This is a genomic window from Pseudomonas sp. R4-15, assembly GCF_055768815.1.
Genome location: NZ_CM147293.1, coordinates 3,914,300 through 3,937,320 on the forward strand (window position 1 = coordinate 3,914,300; position 23,021 = coordinate 3,937,320).

The window sequence follows — 23,021 nt, forward strand, 5'->3', positions numbered from 1 at the left end:
CTCCCGCTCGTGCCCGGTTCATCGCACGCGCGGTGTCAGTCGCTCACTGCGTAACCCAACGTAAGGGACGCCCCTAGAGGCTTTTCACTGCTTGCGCCGAGCGCGGAAGAAGGTGCGCAGCAACTCGCCGCTCTGCTCGGCGAGTACCCCACCCTCGACCAGCGTGCGATGGTTGAGAAAGTCCGAGTCGAAGAAACGACCACGACTCACCGCCACCCCGGCGCGCGGCTCGGCAGCGGCATAGACCACCCGTGCGACCCGTGCATGCACGATGAGCCCGGCGCACATGCTGCAGGGTTCGAGGGTGACGTAGAGCGTGCTGCCCGGCAGGCGGTAGTTGCCCAGCGTTCGCGCCGCCTCGCGGATGGCCACCATCTCGGCGTGGGCAGAAGGATCGTGGCTGGAGATCGGCTGGTTGAAACCGCGCCCGAGCACCTCGCCATCGCTTACCAGCAAGGCGCCGACCGGCACCTCGCCCAGCGCGGCGCCTTGTTCGGCAAGGGCCAGCGCTTCGCGCATGAAGCGTTCGTCATGGCTGCGATCGATGATGGCGATGGGTTTCATGGAGTGAGGCACAGGGGCGGCAGCTGCCGCCATGGCTGAGAGTCAGGCGATGGCGATAGCCGCCATCAGGCCGGTTTCCATGTGGTCGATCACATGGCAGTGGAACATCCAGGTGCCGGGATTATCCGCCACCAGCGCGACCCGCGCGACCTCGTTCTTGCCCAGCAGGTAGGTGTCGGTGAAATACGGAATGACCTTGTGCCGGTTCGAAGAGATGACCTTGAATGCCAGCCCATGCAGATGGATCGGGTGCTGGTATTGCGACAGGTTGCGCAGCTCGAGGATGTAGTGGCCATCCTTTTTCAGGGTCACGATCGGGCGATCGACGCAAGTCTTGTCGGAGATGTCCCAGGCCTGGCCGTTGATCTGCCAATACTTGGCCGGGCCCTTGTCGTCCTCCGCAGCGAGCGTGGCGGACCACTCGAAGTTGAAACGCAGGGTCTCCGCCTTCTCCAGGTCGGGCTCGGCCACCGGGTTGCGCGGCAGCGGCGCGGGCCAGTCGCCCGCCGGCGCCTCACTGGTAGCAACGCTACGCAGGGTTGCCAAGCGCATCGGACCGTTGCGCATGGACAACTCGGCCCCTTCCGCAGGCACGCGCAGCGCCAGGTCGATACGCATGCCCGGGCCGAGCAGATAGGATTTGCCCAGGGCGCGCGGACGCTCCAGCGGCTGCCCGTCGAGGGCATAGATGCGCACGTCGGCGCCCGGCATGTTCAGCCGATAGGTGACTGTATTGTCGAGGTTGAGCAGACGCAGGCGCACGATCTGCCCGGCGGGCAGCTCCAGGTCCGGGTGCGGCACGGCGTTGATCGTGGTCAGGCGTCCACGAGTACCCTCACGGGCGGCCTGGCGCGGCACGCTGAAGGCGGTGAACTGGCCCTGCTCGTCGACCGCCCAGGTCTTCAGGCTCAACGTACGCTCGTGCAGGAAGCCGCTGGGCTCGCGCTCTTCGACGATCAGCGGCCCCACCAGGCCACGCCCGAGCTGCTCGCTGCTGGTGGTGTGCGGGTGGTACCAGAAGCTGCCGGCATCCTCGACGAGGAAGCGGTAATCGAAGTACTCGCCCGGCTTGACCGGCAACTGCGAGAGGTACGGCACGCCATCCATCTCCAGCGGCAGGCGGATACCGTGCCAGTGGATGGTGGTCTCTTGCTCCAGCTTGTTGATGAAGCGCACGCGCAGCCAGTCGCCCTGGCGCACGCGCACTTCCATGCCCGGTGCCAGGCCGTTGTAACCCCAGGCCGGGGTGACGTGTCCGGGTACCAGTTCCAGATCGAGCGGCGCGGCGATCAGTTCGTAGTCGTGGGTCTCGGCGTTCAGCGGCCGCCCCAACCAATAGCGCACGCCGGCGGCACCGACCACGCCGGCGACACCGAGGCCGCCCAGGCCGGCGAGAATCTGTCTGCGGGTGAAGCTCATGTCTCGGGACTCCGTTGCAGGGTCGTCGCATAACGCAAGGATCGAGGCACCACGCCCGTGGTGCCCTCGCTCGCCCTCGTCACGGGGCGTCTCTGCCGAATCTCACGCCTCACGGCGAAAGGCACGGGTGGTCATCAAGTACACCGGCAAGCCGGAGCAAAGCACGATCAGCGCCGCATAGGGCGCCGCTGCCGCGTACTCCAGGTTGCCGGTATGCGACCACACGGCGGTGGCCAGGGTATCCAGCCCGGTCGGACCGAGCACCAGGGTGGCGGTCAGCTCCTTCATGGTGTCGAGGAACACCAGCACGAAGCCGGCCGCGATCGCCGGGAAGATGATCGGCAGGGTGACCCGCAGGAACGCCAGCACCGGCGGATGGCCAAGGGTACGCGCGGCCTCCTCCAGTTGCGGCGACGCCTTTTCCAGGGCGACGCGGATCGGCGACTGGGCCATCGGCATGAAGAGCAACGCGTACGCCAGCAACAGCAGGCTGGTGGTCTGGTACAGCGCCGGTACGTAGCGCAGCGCGAAGAACACCAGCGCCAGGGCGATCACCAGGCCCGGCAAGGCGTGCAGCAGATACGGCAGACGATCGGCGATGCGCGCCAGGCGTCCCTGGTAGCGCACCACCACTAGACCGACCGGCAGCGCCAGCAGGCAGCTGAGCAGCGCGCCGCCGAAGCCCAGCGACAGCGACGAGCCGAGCGCGCCGAGAATACGTCCAAAGGGGAACGCGGCGGAGCTGCCTTCATGAATCCAGAAGCCGAGCATCGCCAGCGGAGTGCCGCAGCCCACCGCCAGCAACGCCACCAACAGCCCCTGCAACGGCCACTGCCAGCGTCCCAGGCGCACTGGAGCCAGGCGGCGCGCCACGCCTTGGCCGGTGCGCGCGTAACCCCGCCCGCGCAGGCGAAACTCGCCCCACAAGAGCAGCAGGCAGAGCGTTAGCAACAGCGCCGAGAGCATCGCCGCGTTGCTGTTGGAGAACGCCAATTCGAACTCCTGGTAGATCGCGGTCGTGAAGGTCTGGTAGCGCATGATCGAGGGCGCGCCGAACTCCACCAGCATGTGCAACGCCACCAGCAGGCTGGTGCCCAGCAGAGTCGGTCGCAGCAGCGGCAGGGTCACCTGCCAGAAGGTCCGCAGCCGGCTGTAACCGAGCATGCGCGCGGATTCCTCCAGCGCCGGGTCGAGTCCGCGCAGGGTAGCCGCCACCGGCAGGTACACCAGCGGGTACTTGGACAGCACCATCACCAGCACGGTACCGCCCAACCCTTCGAACAGCGGGCTGATGGATATCCAGGTGAAGCCGCTGACGAACGCCGGAATGGCGAACGGCAGGCACAACAGCACATGCCAGCGGCGTGCGCCGCGCAGGTCCGAGCGCTCCACCAGCCAGGCCAACCCCATGCCGATGAGCGCACTGCCCAGGGTCACCAGCAGCATCAGCTTCAGGCTGTTGGCCAGCAAACCGAACACGAACGGCCGCCAGAGCAGGTGCCAGGCTTCCTGCCAGCCGGCCTCCCAACTGCGCACCAGGACATAGAACAGCGGCAATGCAGCGACCAGCAACAGCGCCAACACGGGCAACTGCAGCCACAGTGGCGGCACTCGGCGTCGCCACTTCACCGGCACGGTGGGCGAGTCCAGAGGAACGGTATCGAGGGTGTCGGCGTGCATGGCGGTGGCTAGTCAGGGGCTCCGCCAGGCGGAGCCGGGTTTTGCGGGTCAGTTCAGGCCGACATCGCGTTCCAGGGCGAGGGCATCCTCGGCGAGGCCGATTTCCGCCGAGGTGAGCTTGGGCGGCTGCAACTGGTCATAGGGCTTGAGCAGCGGATCGGCCGCCACCGATCTGTTCATCGGATATTCGGCGGACTTGGAGAGAATCGCCTGCTGGCCTTCCTCGCTGAGCATGAAGGCGATGAACTGCTGCGCTTCCTTGGGGTGCTTGCTGGTTTTCACCACCGCCGCACCGGAGACACTGACCAGACTGCCCGGGTCGCCATTGTCGAAATAATGCAGCTTCGAGTTGAGCTGACCCTTCTCCTTGTGCAGCGCGGCCCAGTAGTAACTGTTGATCAGCGCGGCATCCACTTCACCGTTCTCCACCGCCTTCATCGCCACCACGTTGTTGGTGTAGGTCGAGCCGAAGGCCTTGAGTCCGGTCAGCCAGTCCTCGGCCGCCTCGCGACCGTCGAGCTTGATGATCGCCGCGACCTGGCCGAGGAATTCGCCACTACTGGGGACGAAGCCGATGCGCCCGCTCCAGTCGGGGCTGGCGACGTCCAGCACGCTTTGCGGCAATTCGTCTTCCGAGACCTTGTCGGGGTTGTACGCCAGCACCCGCACGCGCGCGGTGATGCCGAGCCATTGGCCCTCCGGATCCTTGAACTGCGGATCGACCTGCGCAAGGGTCGTATCGTCGATTTTCGCCAGCAGGCCCTCACGCCCGAGCTTGACCAGCGGCGGCGCCTCTTCGGTGTAGATGATGTCGGCGGGAGAACGCTGGCCCTCTTCGGCGATCTGGTTGGCCAACTGGCCACCGCCGCCCTTGCGGATCAGTACGCGAATACCCGTTTTTTCCTCGAAGGCCTTGGCAACCGCGACACCGGTAGCTTCGTGCTGGCCGTTGTAGAGAGTCAGGGTCACTTCATCAGCGCGCGCGGCGGCACAGGACAACCCCAGGGCCAGGGCGCCGGCACTCCACAGAAAGCCGAACGCCTTGCCAAGCCGTACCGTCATCTGAATGCACTCCGTAAAGACATGAAACACAGGCGCGAGTATACCGGCGCACCCTGCGCAGATGCACATCATTCGCAACTTTGAACATTGATCGGCGGCAAATCCAAGGCAATTCGTAGCGACGAGGGCACTCCGAATACACCGGCCGGTCACAGTCTGCAAGCCCGAAAATGGCGCGAAGGCTCGTCCTTGAGCACTCGCCACGGGTTCCCGAAGCCTCAGGCAACGGGAATAATCTCCTGTTCACCCCTCATTACAGCGAGCGTGCACATGACTGGAGCGACCAAAGTCGCCCCCGGGACGGCCCTTCTCATTGAACTGGCTTTGGCGGTCGGGGCTTTCGCCATCGGCATCGGAGAGTTTTCCATCATGGGCCTGATGCCCAACGTCGCAGGCGACCTGGGTGTCAGCGAGCCCCAGGTCGGCCACGTGATCAGCGCCTATGCACTGGGCGTGGTGATCGGCGCCCCGCTGCTGGCGATCCTCGGCGCACGCCTGTCGCGGCGCAGCCTGTTACTGCTGTTGATGGGCCTTTTCTCCGTTGGCAACCTCGCCAGCGCCCTGGCGCCTGGCTACCTGTCCCTGATGCTGTTGCGCTTCGTCGCCGGCCTGCCCCATGGGGCCTACTTCGGCGTTGCGGCACTGGTGGTGGCGTCGATGGTGCCGCCGAACAGGCGGGCCAACGCCGTGAGTCGGATGATGGTCGGGCTGACCGTTGCAGTGCTGGTCGGCAACCCCCTGGCAACGCTGCTCGGTCAATGGGGCAATTGGCGCTACGCGTTCGCCCTGGTCGCCGCGCTGGCGCTGCTTTGCGTGATGCTGGTCGCGATCTTCCTGCCGGCGCAAAGCGGCTCCCAGCAAAGCGACCCGCTGCGCGAACTGCGCGCCTTCAATCGCGCACCGGTATGGCTGGCACTGGGCATCGGCTCCGTGGGCTTCGCCGGCATGTTCTGCGTATTCAGCTACCTGGCCCCCACCCTGCTGGAAGTCACGCACGTTTCTGCCGGCTGGATCGCTCTCGCCCTCTCCGCCTTCGGCCTGGGCACCCTGCTCGGCAACTTCGTCGGCGGCTGGCTGTTCGACCGCCTGGGTTTCAAGGCCGTCGGCCTGCTGCTGGTCTGGAGTGCGCTGGTGCTGCTGGTTTATCCCTTCACCGTGCATTCGCTGTGGAGCATCCTGCCGGCGGTCGTCGCGGTGGGCAGCATGGTCTCGCTGGCCCCGGCCTTGCAGACCCACCTGATGGATGTCGCCGCCGATGCGCAGACCCTAGCCGCCGCCTCCAACCATGCGGCGTTCAACGTCGCCAATGCGCTCGGCCCGTGGCTCGGCGGCCTGGCGATCAGCGCGGGCATGGGTTGGGCGGTGACCGGCTACGTCGGCATGGCGACGGCCATCGCCGGATTGCTGGTGTTTGCCGTCGCCTGGAACCTGGAGCGCCGCCAGGACACGGAATGCGCGAGCCCCGCCTGAACCTGAACGGCTCAGGTCCAGGTGCCGAGGCGCCCGGACCTGGACAACACTACGCGCGGCCGACACCCGTCGGGGCTGTTATGCTCACCCGACATAGAAACCTGCGGAGCCACCGATGCCTTCATCCAGCCCTCTGCGCAGAGCCTTGCCCGCCGGGCTGATCGGCCTGGTGCTGCTGGCGTTGCTGATATGGACGCTGTACACCGGACGAACGCCGGATTTCTCCTACCTCGAGCACTTCCTGCACGACATGCCACAGCGCGATACCGCGCCGGCCGAGTACTGGTTGAACGTGACCCTGCTCGCCAGCGCCACGGCGGCCAGCGGCTGGATCGCCTGGGATCGCTTCCACGAGTTCAAGTGAACACGCAGCGACCGCTTCCCACCACAAAGTTCCCGTCCTTCGAGCCTTCCATAAAAAAATCCGACCAGCGGCATTTCAACGGTTGAATGCATCCGCCAAGGACGGAACACTGTGCATAGCGCGGGCGCAGACGCTCGGCTGAGGTCGGCTGCCTCTCTCCGGGCAGGAACAACGCACCTCATCGTCGAAATCGGCCCCGCCACCCGACTGGTCTACACCATCGGGCATGGATAATCTCCAGCCGGTGGCGCGTGGGAGGCGCCACTTCACGAACTTGGCAGAGCCTGCCGTACAGGGAGCCCCCGATGCATCGACCAGGTCATGACGAGACCGCCCCGCTACGCTGCCACGCTCACTGCCGTGGCACACAGCGCTTATGAGGCAGAAAGCGACTGGCAGCCGCGCACTGACCCGCGGCAAGAACCACATAACCCTCGACCAGCGAATCCGCCCCTGGCTGTTCGCCAGCTCGCTGTGCGCGGGCCTGGCGCTGTTCGCTGGCGGCTTCTGGCTCGGCCGCGAGCAGGCTGCGCCCCAGGAGCGGCTCGATCGTCCGATGCTGACGAGTGTCTTGCACTCCGTCCCGGAGCACCGGGTCACCCTGGAAAGCCTGGGCGAACTCGCCGCGCGCCTGCAGTCGCTGGAGAGTGATACCCAGGCGTTGCGCCAACTGCTCGACGATAACAACCACTTGCGCGCGGAAGTCTCGGCCGTCGATGCCACCCTGCTACCGGCGCTGTTACCGGGCAATGTGCTGGCCGACGGCAGCGGCGGCATGCTGCTCCCGGCCATCGACTGCGATAGCGCAGGCGTACTCGGCCAGGCCACCAGCCTCTCTCGCTTGCACGACGGTCAGCGCAGCGCCCGCTGCCTGCGCAACACCCTCGACGCCCTGATGATCGAGGTGGCCAACCGCAATGCCGCGCTGATGGCCGTGCCCTCCCGCCGGCCCGTCGAAGGCGGCCGTCTGGGTTCGCTGTTCGGTAACCGTGTCGACCCGTTCAACCGCCGCCTCGCCTTTCATTCCGGCGTCGATTTCGCCCTGCCGCGCGGCGCGCCGGTGCAGGCGGCCGCTGGCGGCACGGTCAGTGCGGTGGGCTGGCTCGGCGGCTATGGCCGACGCATCGAGATCGACCACGGCAACGGCTTGACCACCCGCTACGCCCACCTCTCGTCCACCCAGGTGAGCAAGGGTGAGGTGGTAACCCCCGGCCAACGCATCGGCCTGGTCGGTTCCAGTGGACGCTCCACAGGCCCCCACCTGCACTTCGAAGTGATCCGGGATGGGCAGTTCCTGGACCCGCAGCGCTTCCTCGCGCTGGGCAACCTGGAACGCGACGAACACGGCGACGCCCATGACTAGGCATCGCAGCACCCGCGCGCTACTGCGCGGGGAGCACCGCCCCTATGCACAACCCTCACGCCGCTGGCGCCTTTGGCTACTGAGCCTTGCGCTGCTGGCGAGCGTAGCCCTGGCGAGCCTGCCCACCTGGCAAGCACAGCGCGAGCTGGCCCGCCAGGCCGCGCACAACGATAGTCTGCAGGCGAGCAACCGTGACCTGAGCACACGGCTGGAGGAAGCCGAGTCGCGCCTGCGCATCTCCCAGGCTGCGGAGCAGCAACTGAGCCGCCGCAATGCCGAGCTCTCGGCGCAAATAGAACAACTGACCACCGAGCTGGCGTTCTTCCGCCAGCACCAGGCCAAACCCTGACGGAGCGACTCCGAACCATGTTCAGCAGCAAGAAATCGGCACCCCGCCCGGCGGTGAACAGCTTTTCCAGTCTGATCGCCGAGAACCTCTCGGTGAACGGCGACATCGAGTTCTCCGAAGGCCTGAAGATCAATGGTCGGGTGCGCGGCAACGTCCGCTGCAAGTCCGGCACCACCAATTTGCTGGCACTCAGCGCAGGCGGCTGCATCGAGGGCAACGTCGCCAGCCACGACGCGCTGATCGACGGCACCATCGTGGGCGATCTGCACGTCGAGCACCTGCTCGAACTGCATTCCAACGCCCGGGTGACCGGCAATATCAGCTACCGCCAGTTGAGCATGGAGAACGGCGCCGTGGTGGAAGGCACGCTACGTCGCCTGGACGACGAGCGCGCGCTGCTCGAACTGCCCCACGCCGAAGCGTGCGCCGAGCAGGCCTAGTCTTCTCGTTGCCGCCGCGTGCACCCACTGGTGAACGCGACGGCCGCTCAGTTCACTCGTAGCGCAGCGCCTCTGCCGGCTCAGTGCGCGATGCTCGCCAGGCCGGGTACAGCGTGGCGAGGAACGACAGCACCAGCCCGGCACAGCAGATCATCGCCACGTCGCTGACTTCCAGTTCCGAAGGCAGGCTGCTGATGAAATAGACGTCGGAGCTGAAGATATGGTGGCCGGCGAGCTTCTCGATCCAGGCCACGATGGCGCTGACGTTGAGCGCCGCGAGCACGCCCAGCACGCCGCCGAGCAGGGTGCCGGCGATGCCGATCAGCGAACCCTGCACCATGAACACCGCCATGATTTCCCCTGGCGTCGCGCCCAGGGTACGCAGGATCGCAATGTCCGAGCGCTTGTCGGAAACCACCATGATCAGGGTCGCGACGATATTGAACGCCGCCACCGCGATGATCAGCATCAGCAGCAGGCCGATCATGGTCTTCTCCATGCGCATCGCGGCGAACAGGCTGCCCTGGGTCTGCGTCCAGTCGCTGGCATGGAAGTCCGCACCCAGTTCGTCGACCAGCTCGCCGGCAATGCGCGGCGCCTGGTAGAGGTCGCTGGTCGCCAGGCGCAGGCTCTGCACATGCCCTTCCGGCAGGCGCAGGATCTGCGAGGCATCGGCAACGTGGATCAGCGCCAGCGAGCCGTCCAACTCCGCGCCGACACGGAAGGTACCGACCAGCGTCAGACGCTGCATGCGCGGAGTGATGCCCCCCGGCGCGCTGCTCGGCTCGGGCACGATCAGCGTCAGGCGATCACCGAGCTTGAGGCCGAAACGCCGCGCGACGATCTCGCCCAGCACCACGCCGAACTCACCGGGCTTGAGGTCGGCCAGGGCGCCTTCACGCATCTGCGAGGCGATGATCGAGACCTTGGGTTCTTCGGCCGGATCGACGCCCTCGATCTGCACCGGCTGCATCGAACCCTTGTAGGAAAGCATGCCCTCCAGTTCGGCGAACGGCGCCACCCCGGTGACCTGCGGATGCGCCAGCGCACGCTGGCCGACAGCACGCCAATCGGCCAGGCCATCGGCCTGGGAGAGGGTCGCGTGGGGCACCATGCCGAGGATGCGCCGGCTCATTTCCTGCTGGAAGCCGTTCATCACCGAGAGCACCACGATCATTGCCAGCACCCCGAGGGTCAGGCCGATCATTGACGTCAGCGAGATGAACGAGACGAACTGACTGCGCTGCCTGGCCCGCATGTAGCGGGCGCCGATAAAGAACGCCAGGGGTCTGAACATGGGTGCCTAGGCCTCCACCAACTGACCGCCTTCCAGGCGCAGCACGCGGTCCATCTGCGAGGCCAACTGCGGGTCGTGGGTGACGACCAGGAAGGAGGTACGCGAGTCGCGGGAAAGTTCGAGCATCAGTTCCTGAATGCCCTGAGCGGTGTGCTGGTCGAGGTTGCCGGTGGGCTCATCGAGCAGCACCAGCGCCGGCTGGTTGATCAGCGCCCGGGCGATGGCCACGCGCTGGCGTTCGCCGCCGGAAAGCTCCGAGGGCTTGTGCTCCAGGCGATGCCCGAGGCCCACCCGTTCGAGCAGCGCCTCGGCACGGCTGCGCGCCTCGGGGATCGGCGTCTTGCCGATCAGCAACGGCATGCAGACGTTCTCCAGCGCGGTGAACTCCGGCAACAGGTGGTGGAACTGGTAGACGAAGCCCAGCGCCCGGTTGCGCAGCAGCCCGCGGGCCTTCTCGTTGAGCGCGGAGAGCTGTTCGCCGGCCAGCCAGACGCTGCCACGGCTGGGCGTATCCAGTCCGCCGAGCAGGTTGAGCAACGTGCTCTTGCCCGAACCGGACGTGCCGACGATGGCTACCCGCTCGCCGGGCAGCAGTTCCAGTTGCACGTTGGCCAGCACATCCACCGACTGGGGACCCTGTTCGTAGGACTTGCCCAGGTCACGGCAACTCAGGACCGCGGAATCATTCATAACGCAAAGCCTCCGCCGGCTGCGTGCGCGCTGCACGCCAGGCCGGATACAGGGTCGCCAGGAAGGACAGCAACAGCGCCGCGCCGCACACCTGCAGCACATCGCCGCTCATCACCTCGGACGGCAAGTAATCGATGAAGTAGACGTCGGCGCTGAGGAACTTGTGCCCCAGCAGCGTCTCCAGCCCGGCGATCGCCGCGCTGACGTTGAGTGCGGCGAGGATGCCCAGGACGCAACCGATGGCGGTGCCGATCACCCCGATCAACGAGCCCTGGACCATGAACACGCGCATGATCTGCCCCGGCGTGGCGCCCATGGTGCGCAGGATGGCGATGTCGGACTTCTTGTCGTTCACCACCATCACCAGGGTGGAAATGATGTTGAACGCCGCCACCGCGACGATCAGCAGCAGCAGCAGGCCGATCATCGCCTTTTCCATGCGGATCGCCTGGTAGAGGTTGCCGTGGCTACGCGTCCAGTCCCGCGCGTAGTAGTCCTGGCCCAGCTCGGCAGCCAGTTGCCAGGCCACTTTGGGCGCCTGGAACAGGTCGTGCAGCTTGAGCCGCAAGCCCTGCGCCTGGCCCGGCGTCCAGCGCTTGAGCAGCGCTGCGTCGTTCATGTGGATCATGCCGAGGTAGCCGTCGATCTCGCCGGCGCCGACATGGAAGATGCCGACCACGGTGAAGCGCTTGAGTCGCGGGAACATCCCGGCGGGCGTCACCGAGACCTCCGGCAGCACGAAGGTCACCTTGTCGCCCATGCCCACGCCCAGCTTCTGCGCGGCACGATCACCGATGACGATGCCGAACTCGCCGGGGGCCAGCGCATCCAGCGAGCCTTCCTTGAAGAAGCGCTCGATGATCGACACCTGGCGCTCGGCCCGCGGCTCGATGGCCTCGACCATGAACTTCTGCACCTGGCCCTGGTTGGTCAGCAGGCCCTGCAACTGGATGTAGGGCGCCACCGCGGCGACCTGAGGATTGGCCGACAGGCGCTTGGCGAGTGCCGGCCAGTCGGCGAACGGCTGGATGGATTCGACGGTGGCGTGCGGCACCATGCCGAGCACGCGCTGGCGCATCTCACGATCGAAGCCATTCATCACCGACAGCACCACGATCATCACCACCACGCCCAGGGCGAGGCCGACGATAGAGGTCAGGGAGATGAAGGAGACGAAGTGACTGCGCCGCTTGGCCCGCGTGTAGCGGGTACCGAGAAACAGGGACAGGGGTCTGAACATGCGCGAGGTGAGGCACCTAGGTGAGTGATCCGCGAAAGGCGCCGGCCGACAATCGCAAACGCCGGTGGCGAGGGCCAAGGAAGCGGCCTTACACTCGGACCACCGAAAGGACGAATGGATCGCCATGTCGACGAGTGATGCGGAAGATCGCCGCGAATACTATCGCATCGAGGATAGGATCGCACTGGAATTCCACCCTCTGGACGCCGCCGAAGCAGCGGCCGGAGAGCCCCTGCGCGATCCGTCCGCGCTGTTCAATCTGCTCGCCGAACTGCACCTGGCCGAGCTCGAATCGCAGCAGCAACTGCGGGTGATCGGCGAGCGCGATCGTCTGCTGGCGAGCTACCTGAAACTGCAGAATCGGCGCATTGATCTGCTCGGCCAGGCGATGGCGCAAAGCCTTTTGCAACACATTGGCCCGGCGCGCAAGGTGACCCTCTCCGAGGGCGGTATCAGTTTTCCCAGTGAGCAGCCCCAGGCGCCCGGCACCCATCTGGCCCTGCGCATGGTGCTGATGCCGCCGGGTATCGGCCTGCTGCTGCACGCCCGCGTGGCGCACTGCAGCGAACGTGCCGAAGGCGGCTACGAGATCGGCACTGAATTCGTCGCCCTTGGCGAACCGCAACGCCAACTGCTCGCCCGTTACATCCTGCAAACCCAGGCCCGCGAGCGCCGTGAGGCGCTCCGTACGGACGCCGAGGACACGCCATGAGAGCGGTTGTCCTGGCGGCCGCACTACTCGCCCTGGCGACGCTGACGCAGGCACAGACCGTACGTATTCCGCTCGGCCAGCAGGGCGATCCCGGCATCCAGCTGCCCCGCCGGGGCGACACCCAGCGCCAGGTCCTGGAGCGTTTCGGCCTCGCCGACGAAGAACATCCGGCGGTTGGTCAGCCGCCCATCACCCGCTGGGATTACCGCAGCTTCTCGGTGTACTTCGAGGGCGACCGGGTCATCAACAGCGTGCGCGATTTCACCCCACAGCGTTAGGAGCCCTGAACGTGACCCACATCTACGGCCACCGCGGCGCCCGCGGCGAAGCCCCGGAAAACACCCTGGCCAGCTTCCAGCAGTGCCTAGAACATGGCGTGACCCGCTGCGAGCTGGACCTGCACCTGTCACGCGATGGCCAGTTGATGGTCATCCACGATCCGACGCTCAAGCGCACCACCGGCCGCCGCGGCAAGGTGGCCGAGCACGACGCGGCTGAACTGAGCGGCTTCGATGCCCGCAGCGGCGGGCCGGACTGGCCGCGGCCGACGCCGATCCCGACCCTGGAGCAGCTCTTCGAGCAGTGCCCATTCGAGCATTGGCAACTGGAGGTCAAGAGCGCCTCGCGGGTCCGCGCCGCGCGCACCGTGCAGGCCATCGACGCGCTCTGCGAGCGCTTCGGTCTGCAGCAGAAGGTCACGGTGACCTCCAGCTCGCGCGCGGTGCTGCGCGCACTGCAGCGCGATACCCCGCGACTGGCCCGCGGGCTGGTCGCCGAATATGCCTGGCTCGATCCACTGAAGGTCGCCCGCCAGTATGGCTGTCACCTGCTCGCGCTGAACTGGACGCTGTGCACTCCGGAGCGCCTGCTCAAGGCGCAGAAGCAGGGCCTGCATGTATCGGTGTGGACGGTCAACGAGGCCTCGCTGATGCGGCGTCTGGCGGACTTCGGGGTCGACAGCCTGATTACCGACTATCCGGGACTTGCCGTGCGTACCCTGGCTGGGCGCTAGGGCCTGTTCCGTCTTGCTGACGATAGGGCAGCGCCGCGCGCGCCTGCTCGGCGTAGGCGCGCACGCCGGCGCGCTCCCGCTCGAGGAACTCGGCCACCGCCGCGCGCAAGCCGGGGTGTACCAGGTAGTGCCAGGAGCGCGTGAGCACCGGCTCGAAGCCGCGAATCAGCTTGTGCTCGCCCTGGGCGCCGGCATCGAAGCGACGCTTGCCGGCGGCGATGGCCCAGTCGATGCCCTGGTAGAAGCAGGTCTCGAAATGCAGCCGGTCGAACTCCGCCAGGCAACCCCAGTAGCGACCGTAGAGCGTATCCCCGTCGACCAGGCTCAGCGCCATGGCGACGATGCGCCCGGATTGGCGCACCAGCACCACGCGCACCGCTTCGGGCACCCGTTCGGCGAGCAACGAGAAGAACGCGCGGGTCAGGTAGGGATCACGCCCACGCACTTGGTAGGTACTGGCGTAGCAGGCATACACCGCATCCCACTGCGCCTCGCTCAGCTCATGACCTTCGCACCAGTCGAAGCTCACCCCCAGACCCGCGACCGACTCACGCTCCTTGCGCAATTGCTTGCGCTTGCGCGACGCCAGCGCGTCGAGGAAATCCTGGAAGTCACGGTAGTCGTGGTTGAACCAGTGGTACTGGCACCCCAGGCGCTCCAGCCATCCCTCGCGTCCGGCCAGCAGGGCGTCATCCTGGACATCGGTGAAGTTGATGTGCAACCCGCTCAGGCGCTGGGCAGGCAAGGACCGGGTGAGCACCTCCAGCGTTTCCCCGAGCAGGGCAGCATCGCCTAGCAGGCGCCGACCGCCGACCGGAGAAAAGGGCACCGCACACAGCAGCTTGGGGTAGTAGCGCAGGCCGGCGCGCTCACTGGCGTCGGCCCAGGCCCAATCGAACACGTACTCACCATAGGAATCGCCCTTGAGGTACAGCGGCAGCGCTGCACGCAAGACGCCCCTGGCATCGCGCAGCAGGCCATGCTGCGGATGCCAGCCGCTGCCCTCGCCGAGGCTGCCGCTGTCTTCCAGCGCGGACAGGAAGCCGTGCCGGAGAAACGGCTGGTCGTTGCTCAGCAGGGCATCCCACTCGACGGCGGGAACCTGGGCCAGGGTTGCGAAGGAAAGTTCCATGGGGCCAGTCTGCCGCGCCCTTCTCGGGAAGGAAAGCGTCATTGCGGCGAGCGCCACTCGCTCAGTGGGTCGACACCGCAGTATCCAGCCGTCCCTCTCGCCCGGACGCAGAATGCCGTCCAAAAAAGTTCTCGCGTCAAGCCTTTCGTGTAAATCACGCAAGGCTTGAAACCGCATATTGGACAGCAGGTTAGCTCTTTTTGAGGGCGCGCTGCGAGGCTGCGGCGTTGTGGGCTAGGTGCCACATAAGAGCGTCGGGAGAGAAAGCCGGATCGCACTTGGTCGTGCTGGATTGCCAAGGGATGGCGAGCTTGTCCAGCAATCATGGTCCATCCGTTCCCGTCCTAGCCAGAAAGAAGAACGCGCAGCCTTGAGCTGCGCGTTCAAGGGGCCTGCTACTTACTTCAGGCAGAACCGCAGGATGGCATCGGTAACAGCCTGCGTCGCTTCCCGCTGCGGGAAATGCCCCACGCCATCGAGCGCCTGCCGCTCGTAGCGGCCCGTGAAGAACGCTTCCCGTCCCTTGGAACTGTCGGGGTGGTTGCAGGTATCGGCCCCGCCGTGCAGCACCAGGGTCGGCACCGCCAGGACGGGCGCCGGGTTCAGGCGCGCCTCGTCCTCCGCGTAGGCCGGGTCGCCCTCGGCGAAGCCCCAGCGGTGGCGGTAAGAATGCAGCACGATCTCGGCCCAGTCCTCGCCCTGGAACGCCCGTGCCGCTTCGTCGAAATCCGCCGGTTCATACCAGCCGGCCGGCGCCCAGGTGTCCCACATCTGCCGGGCGAACGCCTCGCGTTCCTCCCGTACCACGCGCTCGCCGCGCGACGTGGCCATGTACCAGTGATACCAGTAGTTGCGCGCCTGCGCCAAGGACAGCGGCTGGTTCGGGTCGTTGGTGCCGTAGCCGACCGACAACATCACCAGGTGCGAGGCCACGCCTTCGCGCAGGCCGCAGGCATTGGCGGCGGCCCGCGCGCCCCAGTCGTGGCCGACCAGGGCGGGCTGTTGCAGCTCCAGCACGTCGATAAAGTCCAGCAGGTCGCGCCCCAGCGCGGACAACTGGCCGCTGCGCGGCGTGGCGGCATCGCGGAACCGGGTCGGCGCGAAACCGCGCAGCGCCGGCGCCAGCACCCGGTAGCCGGAATCGGCGAGGATGGGCGCTACGGCCTTCCAGCACTCGGCGCCGTCCGGCCAGCCGTGCAGCAGGATGGCCGTTCGTTCGCCCCGTGGATTCCATTCGAGATAGGCAATGTCCAGCCGGTCGGTCGAGGCTTGCTGGTAGGCGCTCATGGTGTTGTCCCGTGTCATGAAAGATGACCCCAGCGTAGCTGGACGACACAGCTCGATTAGCGAATAATCATCGAATATTGATGATTTTTTGCGTTTAATGGTCGAATGGATATTGCTTCGCCTGCCACCGACGGCCCGCCGCTGGATACCGTGCTGCTGCGCACCTTCCTCGAAATCGTGGATAGCGGCAGCTTCGCCGCCGCCGCCGAGCGTCTGGCGCTGACGCCCTCGGCTGTCAGCGGGCACATGCGGCGGCTGGAACAAATCGCCGGCGCCAGCCTGCTGGCGCGCACCACGCGCCGCCTGGAGCTGACCCAGGCAGGCGACACCCTGTACGCCTACGGCCGCAACATCCTCGATCTGGAGCGCGAGGCCCGCGCCAAGCTGCGGGGCACACCGCTACGCGGAAAGCTGCGCATCGGTGCGTCGGAAGACTTTGCCGGCGCCTGGCTACCCCAGGTGCTGCAACGCTTTCGCCAGTGGCATCCCGACGCAACGATCGAACTGAAGGTCGGCATCACCGCTGACCTGCTGCGCCAGCAGGAGCGCGGCCGCCTGGATCTTGTGTTTGGTAAGCAATGCAGCCGGGTCGAGGGTGGCGGCACGTTGTTGTGGGAAGAACCGCTGGTCTGGGCCTATGCGGCGGATCAGCCATTGCCGGTGGGCCAGCCGCTGCCGTTGGCGGTCTTCCCCGAGCCATGCGTCTATCGTGAGTCCGCCGTCACTGCACTGGGCAAAGCAGATCAGGCTTGGCGCATCGTCTTCGAGAGCAGCAGCATGGCCGGTTGCCTGTCGGCGGCGCGTTCGGGCTTTGCCATTACCGTCATCGCCGACAGCCAGCGCAGCGACGCTTTGCGCGTGCTGGGCCGCGAAGACGGGCTGCCCGAACTGCCGACGGCGCGCTTCTACGCCTTCGCCCGCGAGGACAGCGGCGCCAGTGCGGCGCTGGTCGAAGCAGCCCGGCGCGCAGGCCAAGGCCGTTTCATGGGGCGCGGCCTTCGGGACTGACAATGGCCGAGCCGGTCTTCGCGCGGCGCTGCTGCGTTGCCGCCCCACGGCGGCCCCCTCTATCGGCGGCCATGAAGGCTTCCAGCATGTGCGGGATCAGCGTCGCCACATCGACCGCTTCACCGTAGGTCTGCGCGTGCAGCGCGGCTTAACGGTTGAGGTCAGCTTTCACGCTGGCCGGGCACACGAAGGTGAGCTTTGTGGATTCCGTCTTCGGTAGCGACCCCAGCCGCAGCTTACGCGTCGTCATCGTGAAGTCCCCCGGTTGAAGAAAAGTGGCTGGTACGGCCGCAGCACCAAGTCGCGGTTGACGATGATGCGAACCGGTAAGCCGGGGGCTGGGTCAGGGAGGGCTGGATGTTGAGGTTGCGTCGGGTCATCTCCTGGCCGACCTGATTGATGCTGTCCTGCGTGCTGTCGCGCCCGGCGATGATGATGCGATCACCGTCCTGCCGGTTCTCCGGTGCAGCCAGCTCGGCACCGATGCCCAGCAGCGTGGTCAGCGCCGCGCCGGCAAAGATGCGACCCCAATGCCAATCCACATCATCTTCCAGCCCGGCATAACCAGCCGGGTCGAAGGCCGCATTGGCGGCGAAGCCCGGCGCGGCGGCCACCTGCGTCTGTGCCACCGGCGCGGCCTGCGACCCTGAGCGGAAGAACACCGACGATGCCGACGCTTCGGCTTCCTTGCGCAGCGCATCGCTGGGGTCGTGGCCGGGGGCCGCGTAGGCGGCCGTCACCGGCTGTGCGACTTCACGATGGCCGGACCAAGATCGCCCGGCAGCGGCGGCCCCAGCTCCGGCACGTATGCCGGCAACGGGGGCGGCAGTTTGGAGTAGTCCGCTGACAGCGCGTCCAGCCCTTCGGACTTCGAGACGCGATCGTCGTTGTAAAGGTCGGTCTGCTCGCCTGCGCCGCGCCGCTGCGGTTGCAGCGACCACATCAGCGCACCGCGCACGGCGACCGACAGGGTGCCTGCGCGGATGGTCAGCGTGCTCTGGCTCTGGCTCTGGCTCTGGCTCTGGCGCGGCTGGGCGCGCAGCGCCACCGCCTCGGGTGCTACCTTGCCCGCCTAAGGCGTGGCGAGGCCGGGAGTGTCGTCCTGGCTCATGGTTAGTTCCTACCACTCCTTGATACGACGCCATCCGTGCGTTCGATACGCACCACGTCGCCGCCATCACCGCCCAGGCGCAGTTCGGCAGCGCCGAACAGCCGATCCACGATGTAGTACGGCGAGCGGAAACGGTAGTTCACCAGTTGCCCGTCGCCCTAGGCGCCGATGACGAACAGCGGCGGAAGCTCGCCTTGCGCGATGCCCGGCGGGAAGTGGATATAGACCTTCTCGCCGACATCGAAGGCGCGCAACGGATTGCTGCCGCTGACCGAGTAGCGGAAGCGGATCTTCTCCAGCGACAGGCCGGTATCGACCGGCGCGGCGGCGCTGGCGGCCTGCGCCTGGCGCTGCAAGGCCAGCATCCGGTCTTTCGGGTAGTCCCAGGACACCGACGCCATCCATGCCTTTTCCGTCGAGGTCAGTTCCAGCAGGTATGTCCTGCGGCTGGTGGTGATGACCAAGTTCGTATTGAGGCCCGAACGGATGGACTTGACCAGCACGTTCACGCGCAGATCAGCACCGCCGCCGCTGGACGTGTCGCCCACGATCCAGCGCACCGTGTCGCCCGCAGCGACCGTCACCAGTTCTTTGCCCGGCTGGAGCGAAACCACGGTCACGCGCCCCGGTGCGGCATAGATCTGATAGAGCGCGCCATCGGTCGAGCTTTGGCGTAGTCCAGCGAATTACGGTACTGGAGTCATCGTGAAACAAAAAAGCCCCGCGGTGAACGCGGGGCGCGAAAGGAGCCTTGCTAAGAAGCGCTTAGAACACGTACTGGGCGCGGACGACCATGCCGTCGCCATCGTCGTCGCCGTTGGCGTTGGTGGCGTTGTCCACCGACGTCTTGACGTAGGCAGCGGTCAGCTTGACGTTGTCGTTGGCGTACCAGTTGACGCCCAGGTTGTGCACCTTGGCTTCGATGTCGCCGATGGCGGCGAAGGCGCCGTTGTCGTCGTCGACGCTGAGGCTGTCGTAGCGGTAGAAGATTTCCCAGGCACCGGTAGCGCGGTTGGCCGGCTTGACCGCGTCGAACTTGCCGAGCTTATAGCCGCGCGCTTCGCCGGTCAGGGTGTAGGCGACCTGAGCGTAGTAGCCGTCGGCCTTGATATCTTCGAAGGCGGCGTCATCAGCCTTCAGGTCACGCTTGATGTATTCGCCCTGGACCGATAACGGACCGGCAGCGAAGGCGGCTTCCAGGCCCATTGCGGTGTCGGTGTCATAGGAACCGGAGGGCGCGGCGCTGACGCCACCCAGGGTCAGGCGGTTGCCGTTGGCGCCCGCGTCGTTGCCACCGTTGGTGGAAACACCGCGCATGCCCAGGCGGCTGCGGATGCGGCTGTCGAAGGCGGTGTCGGAGAGATCGCGGCGGGCCAGGTTGACGCCCAGGTGCAGCACGTTGCCGGCTTCGTGCATCGGCGCGAAGACGCCGCGCAGGTTGACCTGCTTGACCGATTCGCCGTCATCGTTGTCGGCGTCCTTGGCGAAACCGCCGATGGAGCCGTAGAGCGAGTCGGTAGCGGCCGAAGCCTGGATACCCATGCCGTTCTGCGAGCTGTTGGTCCAGTCGACCAGGTCGTAGGCGGCGTTACGCTCGGGAGCGGTCACCCACTTGGAGCTGGTGGCTTTTTCCAGACCGAACTCGGGGTCGAAGCGACCGACCTTGATCGACACCGGCTTGAAGCCGTTGTAGGAGATCGAAGCCTCGTCGAAGTAGCCGTTGTCGGCGTTGCCGGCGTTATGGGCGAAGTCATAGTTCATCACCCAGGCCCAGTCGCCGAACGCCACACCGGACAGTTCGAGGAAGGCGCGACGGAAGTAGGCGGCGTCGGCTTCGTTGCCGTTGGCGGTATAGAAGCCATCGAAGCGGCTGTAGTCCGCCTGCAGACGGCCGCCGACCTTGAAGCCGAACTGCTTGTCGGCAGTGGCGACTTCAAGGCCGCCCTTGGTCTTGATGACGATGTCTGCACCGTCGGTGGTGACGGTGCCGGCCATGGCCTGTGCGGACACGATCAGAGCCAGGGCGCTGGCGGCGAAGCCGGCGAATTGCTTGCGGATCATCGGTGATTCCCCTTGAGGTTGGCTTGCTTACCCGCGGGGTACAAGGCCCAGCGGTGTTGGGGGGAATCTTGGAGCGGGCGTATTTCAGCCCCGTTGCTAGAACATAAAGGTTTTATTACAGCGGCGCGTCAGATCGACTCGCTATAAGTGAAAACCGGCTGCCCCGTCGAGGAGACCGTTCTAGAGAGCGCGCAGGGACTTTGGCTGCCCCGGGAGGAGGATGTGGAGCGGAGGCGACTCCGCTCCACGCCGGATCAGCGCTTGCGCAGGATCAGGCTGCCGATCGAGTAGCCGGCGCCGAAGGAGCTGAGCACACCCAGCGAACCGGCGGGCAAGTCGTCCTGGTACTTGTGGAAGGCGATCACCGAGCCGGCCGAGCTGGTGTTCGCGTAGGTGTCCAGGATCACCGGCGCCTCGTGGGGCTCGGCATCGCGACCCAGGAGTTTCCTGATGATCAACAGGTTCATGTTGAGGTTGGCCTGGTGCAGCCAGAAGCGCTTCACCGAACTCACCGGGAGGTCGAGCTCCTGCAGGTGAGCCGCGATCAGTTCGGCGACCATCGGGCAGACTTCGCGGAACACCTTGCGACCTTCCTGCACGAACAGCTTGTCGGGGCTGCCCACACCCTCCTCGGCCGCACGGTTGAGGAAGCCGAAGTTGTTGCGGATGTTGTTGGAGAACTGCGTCAGCAGCTTGCTGCCGAGGATGTCCCACTGGTGCGCGGACGTCGCCAGGTCGGCGCGCTCGACCAGGGTCGCGGTGGCCGCGTCACCGAAGATGAAGTGGCTGTCGCGGTCGCGGAAATTCAGGTGACCGGTGCAGATTTCCGGATCGACCACCAGCACCGCGCGCGCCTGGCCCAGTTGCACGGCGTTGGCCGCCGCCTGCAGACCGAAGGTCGCGGAGGAACAGGCCACGTTCATGTCGTAGCCAAAACCCTCGATGCCCAGTGCCGCCTGAATCTCGATGGCCACCGCCGGATAGGCGCGCTGCAGGTTGGAACAGGCGACGATCACCCCGTCCACATCCGCCGCGGTACGCCCGGCGCGTTGCAGCGCCTCGCGAGCCGCCGCCACGCCCATTTCGCAGAGGATCGACCAATCCTCGTTGCTGCGCTCGGGAATGCGCGGCACCATGCGCTGCGGATCGAGGATGCCCTGTTTGTCCACCACGTAACGGCTCTTGATGCCCGACGCCTTTTCGATGAAGGCCACGCTGGACTCGCCCAAGGGTTCGCACTCGCCCCGTTCGATGGCCTCGGCATGCTCTGCGTTGTACTGCTGGACGTAGGCGTTGAACGAGGCCACCAATTCCTCGTTGGAAATGCTCTGGGCGGGGGTATACAGGCCGGTACCGCTGATGACGACGTTGTGCACGGTCGTTCCTCTTGCTCTTATTGAACGGGCTACATGACGGTATTGTGCCCGAAACTGCAGGTTTTGCCCCAGCCGTGAAAGACACTCCGCCCACGCGCGGACCGATGACGAGGAGTAGTACCCATGGGATCGCACATCCAGATAGACGCCGCCGACGACAGCGGCCAGTTCCAGGCCTACCTGGCGCTGCCCGAGAGCGGCCATGGGCCGCTGGTGGTGCTGGGCCAGGAGATTTTCGGGGTCAACGCGGCGATGCGTCAGCTCGCCGACCTTTATGCCGAGGAAGGCTACGTAGCGCTGGTGCCCGATCTGTTCTGGCGGCAACAACCGGGTATCGAACTGGGCTACAGCCAAGCCGAATTCGAGCGCGCCTACGACCTGCTCAACGGATTGGACCTGGACAAGGCCCTGGAAGACATCGCCAGCACGATCGCCGCCGCGGCCTCGTTGCCCTACGTGGACAAGGTCGGCGGTGTCGGTTTCATCGGTTTCTGCCTGGGCGGCAAGCTCGCCTATCTGGTCGCCGCGCGCAGCGAAGTCGCCGTCTCGGTGGGCTATTACGGCGTCGGCCTGGAAGAATGGCTGAATGAAGCCGATGCCATCCGCGGCAAGTTGGTGCTGCACATCGCCGAGCAGGACCAGCTGTGCCCGCCCGAAGCCCGCGAAGCGATCCTCGCCGCGCTGCGGGGACGGCCGAATGTCGATCTGCACGTCTACCCGGGCGTCGACCACGCCTTCGCGCGCCCCGCTGGAATGCACTACGACAAGCGCGCCAGCGAACTGGCCCATGCCCGCAGCATCGCCGCGCTGCGCGCCAAGCTCGGCCCGCACTATGACCTGGAGGCGCTGTGGGACGAGCACACCCGCCAGGAGTTCGCCGAGCGCAACGTGCCGGCGACCATGGCGACGATGGTCGCCGAACCCTACGTCAACCACATCCCGACCATGACCGGCGGCGTCGGCCAGCAGCAGTTGGCGCGTTTCTACCAGCACCATTTCGTCCACGGCAATCCGCCGGACATGGAGCTGCTACCCGTCTCGCGGACCCTTGGCGCGACCCAACTGGTGGACGAATTCATCCTGCGCTTCACCCACACCACCGAGATCGACTGGCTACTGCCTGGCGTGGCGCCCACCGGTCGCCGCGTGGAAGTACCGATGCTCGGGGTGATCCGCTTCCGCGGGCCCAAGCTATGCCACGAGCACATCTATTGGGATCAGGCCAGCGTGCTGGTACAGGTCGGTCTGCTCGATCCCAAGCTGCTGCCGGTGGCCGGCGCCGAGACCGCACACAAGCTGCTCGACGAGACGCTGCCATCGAATACGCTGATGAAGCGCTGGGCGGAAAGCGAGGGGCGTTAAGGCTGAGCTAACACCGCGCTGC

21 protein-coding genes and 3 pseudogenes are annotated in these 23,021 nt (G+C 66.1%); 10 read left to right on the top strand and 14 right to left on the bottom strand.

The features are described from left to right. Window positions 1–84 precede the first annotated feature (84 nt). From tadA to ACYRGX_RS18950, 4 genes are all read right to left on the bottom strand, one after another. Window positions 85–564, bottom strand: coding sequence for a tRNA adenosine(34) deaminase TadA (tadA, locus tag ACYRGX_RS18935; RefSeq protein WP_473053981.1), 480 nt, complete (start codon window positions 562–564; stop codon window positions 85–87). A gap of 42 nt (window positions 565–606) precedes the next feature. Then, the gene (locus tag ACYRGX_RS18940; protein WP_473053982.1) at window positions 607–1,983 is read right to left on the bottom strand and encodes a multicopper oxidase family protein; all 1,377 of its coding nucleotides are present in this window, start codon (window positions 1,981–1,983) and stop codon (window positions 607–609) included. Window positions 1,984–2,085: 102 nt separating this feature from the next. Beyond that, a complete protein-coding gene (locus ACYRGX_RS18945) occupies window positions 2,086–3,663 on the bottom strand; it encodes an ABC transporter permease (protein ID WP_473053983.1) in 1,578 nt (525 codons plus the stop codon). Window positions 3,664–3,711: 48 nt separating this feature from the next. Then, window positions 3,712–4,725, bottom strand: coding sequence for an iron ABC transporter substrate-binding protein (locus ACYRGX_RS18950; protein WP_473053984.1), 1,014 nt, complete (start codon window positions 4,723–4,725; stop codon window positions 3,712–3,714). 270 nt (window positions 4,726–4,995) lie between these two features. Between ACYRGX_RS18950 and ACYRGX_RS18955 the strand changes: the two genes are divergently transcribed. From ACYRGX_RS18955 to ACYRGX_RS18975, 5 genes are all read left to right on the top strand, one after another. Continuing rightward, complete coding sequence (locus ACYRGX_RS18955; protein ID WP_473053985.1) at window positions 4,996–6,195, top strand: MFS transporter; 1,200 nt, start codon at window positions 4,996–4,998, stop codon at window positions 6,193–6,195. Between the two features lie 115 nt (window positions 6,196–6,310). Beyond that, a complete protein-coding gene (locus ACYRGX_RS18960) occupies window positions 6,311–6,559 on the top strand; it encodes a hypothetical protein (RefSeq protein WP_473053986.1) in 249 nt (82 codons plus the stop codon). A 376-nt stretch (window positions 6,560–6,935) separates the two neighbouring features. After that, window positions 6,936–7,922 (top strand): M23 family metallopeptidase, encoded by a 987-nt coding sequence (locus ACYRGX_RS18965; RefSeq protein WP_473053987.1) that lies wholly within the window; start codon window positions 6,936–6,938, stop codon window positions 7,920–7,922. Continuing rightward, on the top strand, window positions 7,915–8,271 hold the full coding sequence (locus ACYRGX_RS18970; RefSeq protein ID WP_473053988.1) for a hypothetical protein: 357 nt from the start codon (window positions 7,915–7,917) through the stop codon (window positions 8,269–8,271). Before ACYRGX_RS18965 ends, ACYRGX_RS18970 begins: the two co-directional genes overlap by 8 nt. Window positions 8,272–8,288: 17 nt before the next feature. Continuing rightward, window positions 8,289–8,711, top strand: a complete 423-nt coding sequence (locus ACYRGX_RS18975) for a bactofilin family protein (RefSeq protein WP_473053989.1) — start codon at window positions 8,289–8,291, stop codon at window positions 8,709–8,711. 52 nt (window positions 8,712–8,763) lie between these two features. On the opposite strand, the gene ACYRGX_RS18980 is transcribed toward ACYRGX_RS18975, so the two are convergent. Genes ACYRGX_RS18980 through ACYRGX_RS18990 form a run of 3 tightly spaced genes read right to left on the bottom strand, consistent with a single transcriptional unit; the run spans window position 8,764 to window position 11,938 of the window. Continuing rightward, window positions 8,764–10,008, bottom strand: a complete 1,245-nt coding sequence (locus ACYRGX_RS18980; protein ID WP_473053990.1) for a lipoprotein-releasing ABC transporter permease subunit — start codon at window positions 10,006–10,008, stop codon at window positions 8,764–8,766. Between the two features lie 6 nt (window positions 10,009–10,014). Further along, a complete protein-coding gene (lolD, locus tag ACYRGX_RS18985) occupies window positions 10,015–10,698 on the bottom strand; it encodes a lipoprotein-releasing ABC transporter ATP-binding protein LolD (RefSeq protein WP_473053991.1) in 684 nt (227 codons plus the stop codon). Then, window positions 10,691–11,938, bottom strand: coding sequence for a lipoprotein-releasing ABC transporter permease subunit (locus ACYRGX_RS18990; protein WP_473053992.1), 1,248 nt, complete (start codon window positions 11,936–11,938; stop codon window positions 10,691–10,693). The genes lolD and ACYRGX_RS18990 overlap by 8 nt, the downstream gene beginning before the upstream one ends. A gap of 124 nt (window positions 11,939–12,062) precedes the next feature. Between ACYRGX_RS18990 and ACYRGX_RS18995 the strand changes: the two genes are divergently transcribed. The 3 genes from ACYRGX_RS18995 to ACYRGX_RS19005 are packed head-to-tail and all read left to right on the top strand — an operon-like array spanning window position 12,063 to window position 13,662. After that, window positions 12,063–12,650, top strand: a complete 588-nt coding sequence (locus ACYRGX_RS18995) for a PilZ domain-containing protein (RefSeq protein WP_473053993.1) — start codon at window positions 12,063–12,065, stop codon at window positions 12,648–12,650. Beyond that, window positions 12,647–12,928, top strand: a complete 282-nt coding sequence (locus ACYRGX_RS19000) for a phosphodiesterase (RefSeq protein WP_473053994.1) — start codon at window positions 12,647–12,649, stop codon at window positions 12,926–12,928. Before ACYRGX_RS18995 ends, ACYRGX_RS19000 begins: the two co-directional genes overlap by 4 nt. Before the next feature lie 11 nt (window positions 12,929–12,939). Beyond that, window positions 12,940–13,662, top strand: a complete 723-nt coding sequence (locus ACYRGX_RS19005) for a glycerophosphodiester phosphodiesterase (protein WP_473053995.1) — start codon at window positions 12,940–12,942, stop codon at window positions 13,660–13,662. Here ACYRGX_RS19005 and ACYRGX_RS19010 read toward each other — a convergent pair. Beyond that, window positions 13,616–14,794 (bottom strand): GNAT family N-acetyltransferase, encoded by a 1,179-nt coding sequence (locus ACYRGX_RS19010; RefSeq protein ID WP_473053996.1) that lies wholly within the window; start codon window positions 14,792–14,794, stop codon window positions 13,616–13,618. The two genes, ACYRGX_RS19005 and ACYRGX_RS19010, sit on opposite strands and share 47 nt — an antisense overlap. Window positions 14,795–15,193: 399 nt before the next feature. Beyond that, a complete protein-coding gene (locus ACYRGX_RS19015; RefSeq protein WP_473053997.1) occupies window positions 15,194–16,081 on the bottom strand; it encodes an alpha/beta fold hydrolase in 888 nt (295 codons plus the stop codon). Between the two features lie 105 nt (window positions 16,082–16,186). On the opposite strand from ACYRGX_RS19015, the gene ACYRGX_RS19020 reads away from it, so the two are divergent. After that, on the top strand, window positions 16,187–17,089 hold the full coding sequence (locus ACYRGX_RS19020) for a LysR substrate-binding domain-containing protein (RefSeq protein WP_473053998.1): 903 nt from the start codon (window positions 16,187–16,189) through the stop codon (window positions 17,087–17,089). Here ACYRGX_RS19020 and ACYRGX_RS19025 read toward each other — a convergent pair. From ACYRGX_RS19025 to ACYRGX_RS19045, 5 genes and pseudogenes are all read right to left on the bottom strand, one after another. Further along, a pseudogene (locus tag ACYRGX_RS19025) lies at window positions 17,064–17,339 on the bottom strand (DUF2274 domain-containing protein). The gene ACYRGX_RS19020 and the pseudogene ACYRGX_RS19025 overlap by 26 nt on opposite strands. Then, window positions 17,336–18,161 (bottom strand): annotated as a pseudogene (locus ACYRGX_RS19030) (TraB/TrbI/VirB10 family type IV secretion system protein); the annotation flags it as partial. The pseudogenes ACYRGX_RS19025 and ACYRGX_RS19030, both read right to left, overlap by 4 nt. A gap of 41 nt (window positions 18,162–18,202) precedes the next feature. Continuing rightward, window positions 18,203–18,862: pseudogene (trbG, locus tag ACYRGX_RS19035) on the bottom strand (P-type conjugative transfer protein TrbG); the annotation flags it as partial. 103 nt (window positions 18,863–18,965) lie between these two features. Continuing rightward, on the bottom strand, window positions 18,966–20,261 hold the full coding sequence (locus tag ACYRGX_RS19040) for an OprO/OprP family phosphate-selective porin (protein WP_473053999.1): 1,296 nt from the start codon (window positions 20,259–20,261) through the stop codon (window positions 18,966–18,968). Between the two features lie 254 nt (window positions 20,262–20,515). After that, a complete protein-coding gene (locus ACYRGX_RS19045) occupies window positions 20,516–21,637 on the bottom strand; it encodes a beta-ketoacyl-ACP synthase III (RefSeq protein ID WP_473054000.1) in 1,122 nt (373 codons plus the stop codon). 123 nt (window positions 21,638–21,760) lie between these two features. On the opposite strand from ACYRGX_RS19045, the gene ACYRGX_RS19050 reads away from it, so the two are divergent. Next, window positions 21,761–22,999 carry a dienelactone hydrolase family protein gene (locus ACYRGX_RS19050; protein ID WP_473054001.1) on the top strand — a complete coding sequence of 413 codons (1,239 nt, stop codon included), beginning with the start codon at window positions 21,761–21,763 and terminating at the stop codon, window positions 22,997–22,999. Window positions 23,000–23,021: the final 22 nt, after the last annotated feature.

Bases quoted from the DNA above. Each gene is read 5' to 3' on its own strand.
- tadA (WP_473053981.1), bottom strand. From the start codon at position 564: ATGAAACCCATCGCCATCATCGATCGCAGCCATGACGAACGCTTCATG.
- ACYRGX_RS18940 (WP_473053982.1), bottom strand. From the start codon at position 1,983: ATGAGCTTCACCCGCAGACAGATTCTCGCCGGCCTGGGCGGCCTCGGT.
- ACYRGX_RS18945 (WP_473053983.1), bottom strand. From the start codon at position 3,663: ATGCACGCCGACACCCTCGATACCGTTCCTCTGGACTCGCCCACCGTG.
- ACYRGX_RS18950 (WP_473053984.1), bottom strand. From the start codon at position 4,725: ATGACGGTACGGCTTGGCAAGGCGTTCGGCTTTCTGTGGAGTGCCGGC.
- ACYRGX_RS18955 (WP_473053985.1), top strand. From the start codon at position 4,996: ATGACTGGAGCGACCAAAGTCGCCCCCGGGACGGCCCTTCTCATTGAA.
- ACYRGX_RS18960 (WP_473053986.1), top strand. From the start codon at position 6,311: ATGCCTTCATCCAGCCCTCTGCGCAGAGCCTTGCCCGCCGGGCTGATC.
- ACYRGX_RS18965 (WP_473053987.1), top strand. From the start codon at position 6,936: ATGAGGCAGAAAGCGACTGGCAGCCGCGCACTGACCCGCGGCAAGAAC.
- ACYRGX_RS18970 (WP_473053988.1), top strand. From the start codon at position 7,915: ATGACTAGGCATCGCAGCACCCGCGCGCTACTGCGCGGGGAGCACCGC.
- ACYRGX_RS18975 (WP_473053989.1), top strand. From the start codon at position 8,289: ATGTTCAGCAGCAAGAAATCGGCACCCCGCCCGGCGGTGAACAGCTTT.
- ACYRGX_RS18980 (WP_473053990.1), bottom strand. From the start codon at position 10,008: ATGTTCAGACCCCTGGCGTTCTTTATCGGCGCCCGCTACATGCGGGCC.
- lolD (WP_473053991.1), bottom strand. From the start codon at position 10,698: ATGAATGATTCCGCGGTCCTGAGTTGCCGTGACCTGGGCAAGTCCTAC.
- ACYRGX_RS18990 (WP_473053992.1), bottom strand. From the start codon at position 11,938: ATGTTCAGACCCCTGTCCCTGTTTCTCGGTACCCGCTACACGCGGGCC.
- ACYRGX_RS18995 (WP_473053993.1), top strand. From the start codon at position 12,063: ATGTCGACGAGTGATGCGGAAGATCGCCGCGAATACTATCGCATCGAG.
- ACYRGX_RS19000 (WP_473053994.1), top strand. From the start codon at position 12,647: ATGAGAGCGGTTGTCCTGGCGGCCGCACTACTCGCCCTGGCGACGCTG.
- ACYRGX_RS19010 (WP_473053996.1), bottom strand. From the start codon at position 14,794: ATGGAACTTTCCTTCGCAACCCTGGCCCAGGTTCCCGCCGTCGAGTGG.
- ACYRGX_RS19015 (WP_473053997.1), bottom strand. From the start codon at position 16,081: ATGAGCGCCTACCAGCAAGCCTCGACCGACCGGCTGGACATTGCCTAT.
- ACYRGX_RS19020 (WP_473053998.1), top strand. From the start codon at position 16,187: ATGGATATTGCTTCGCCTGCCACCGACGGCCCGCCGCTGGATACCGTG.
- ACYRGX_RS19040 (WP_473053999.1), bottom strand. From the start codon at position 20,261: ATGATCCGCAAGCAATTCGCCGGCTTCGCCGCCAGCGCCCTGGCTCTG.
- ACYRGX_RS19050 (WP_473054001.1), top strand. From the start codon at position 21,761: ATGGGATCGCACATCCAGATAGACGCCGCCGACGACAGCGGCCAGTTC.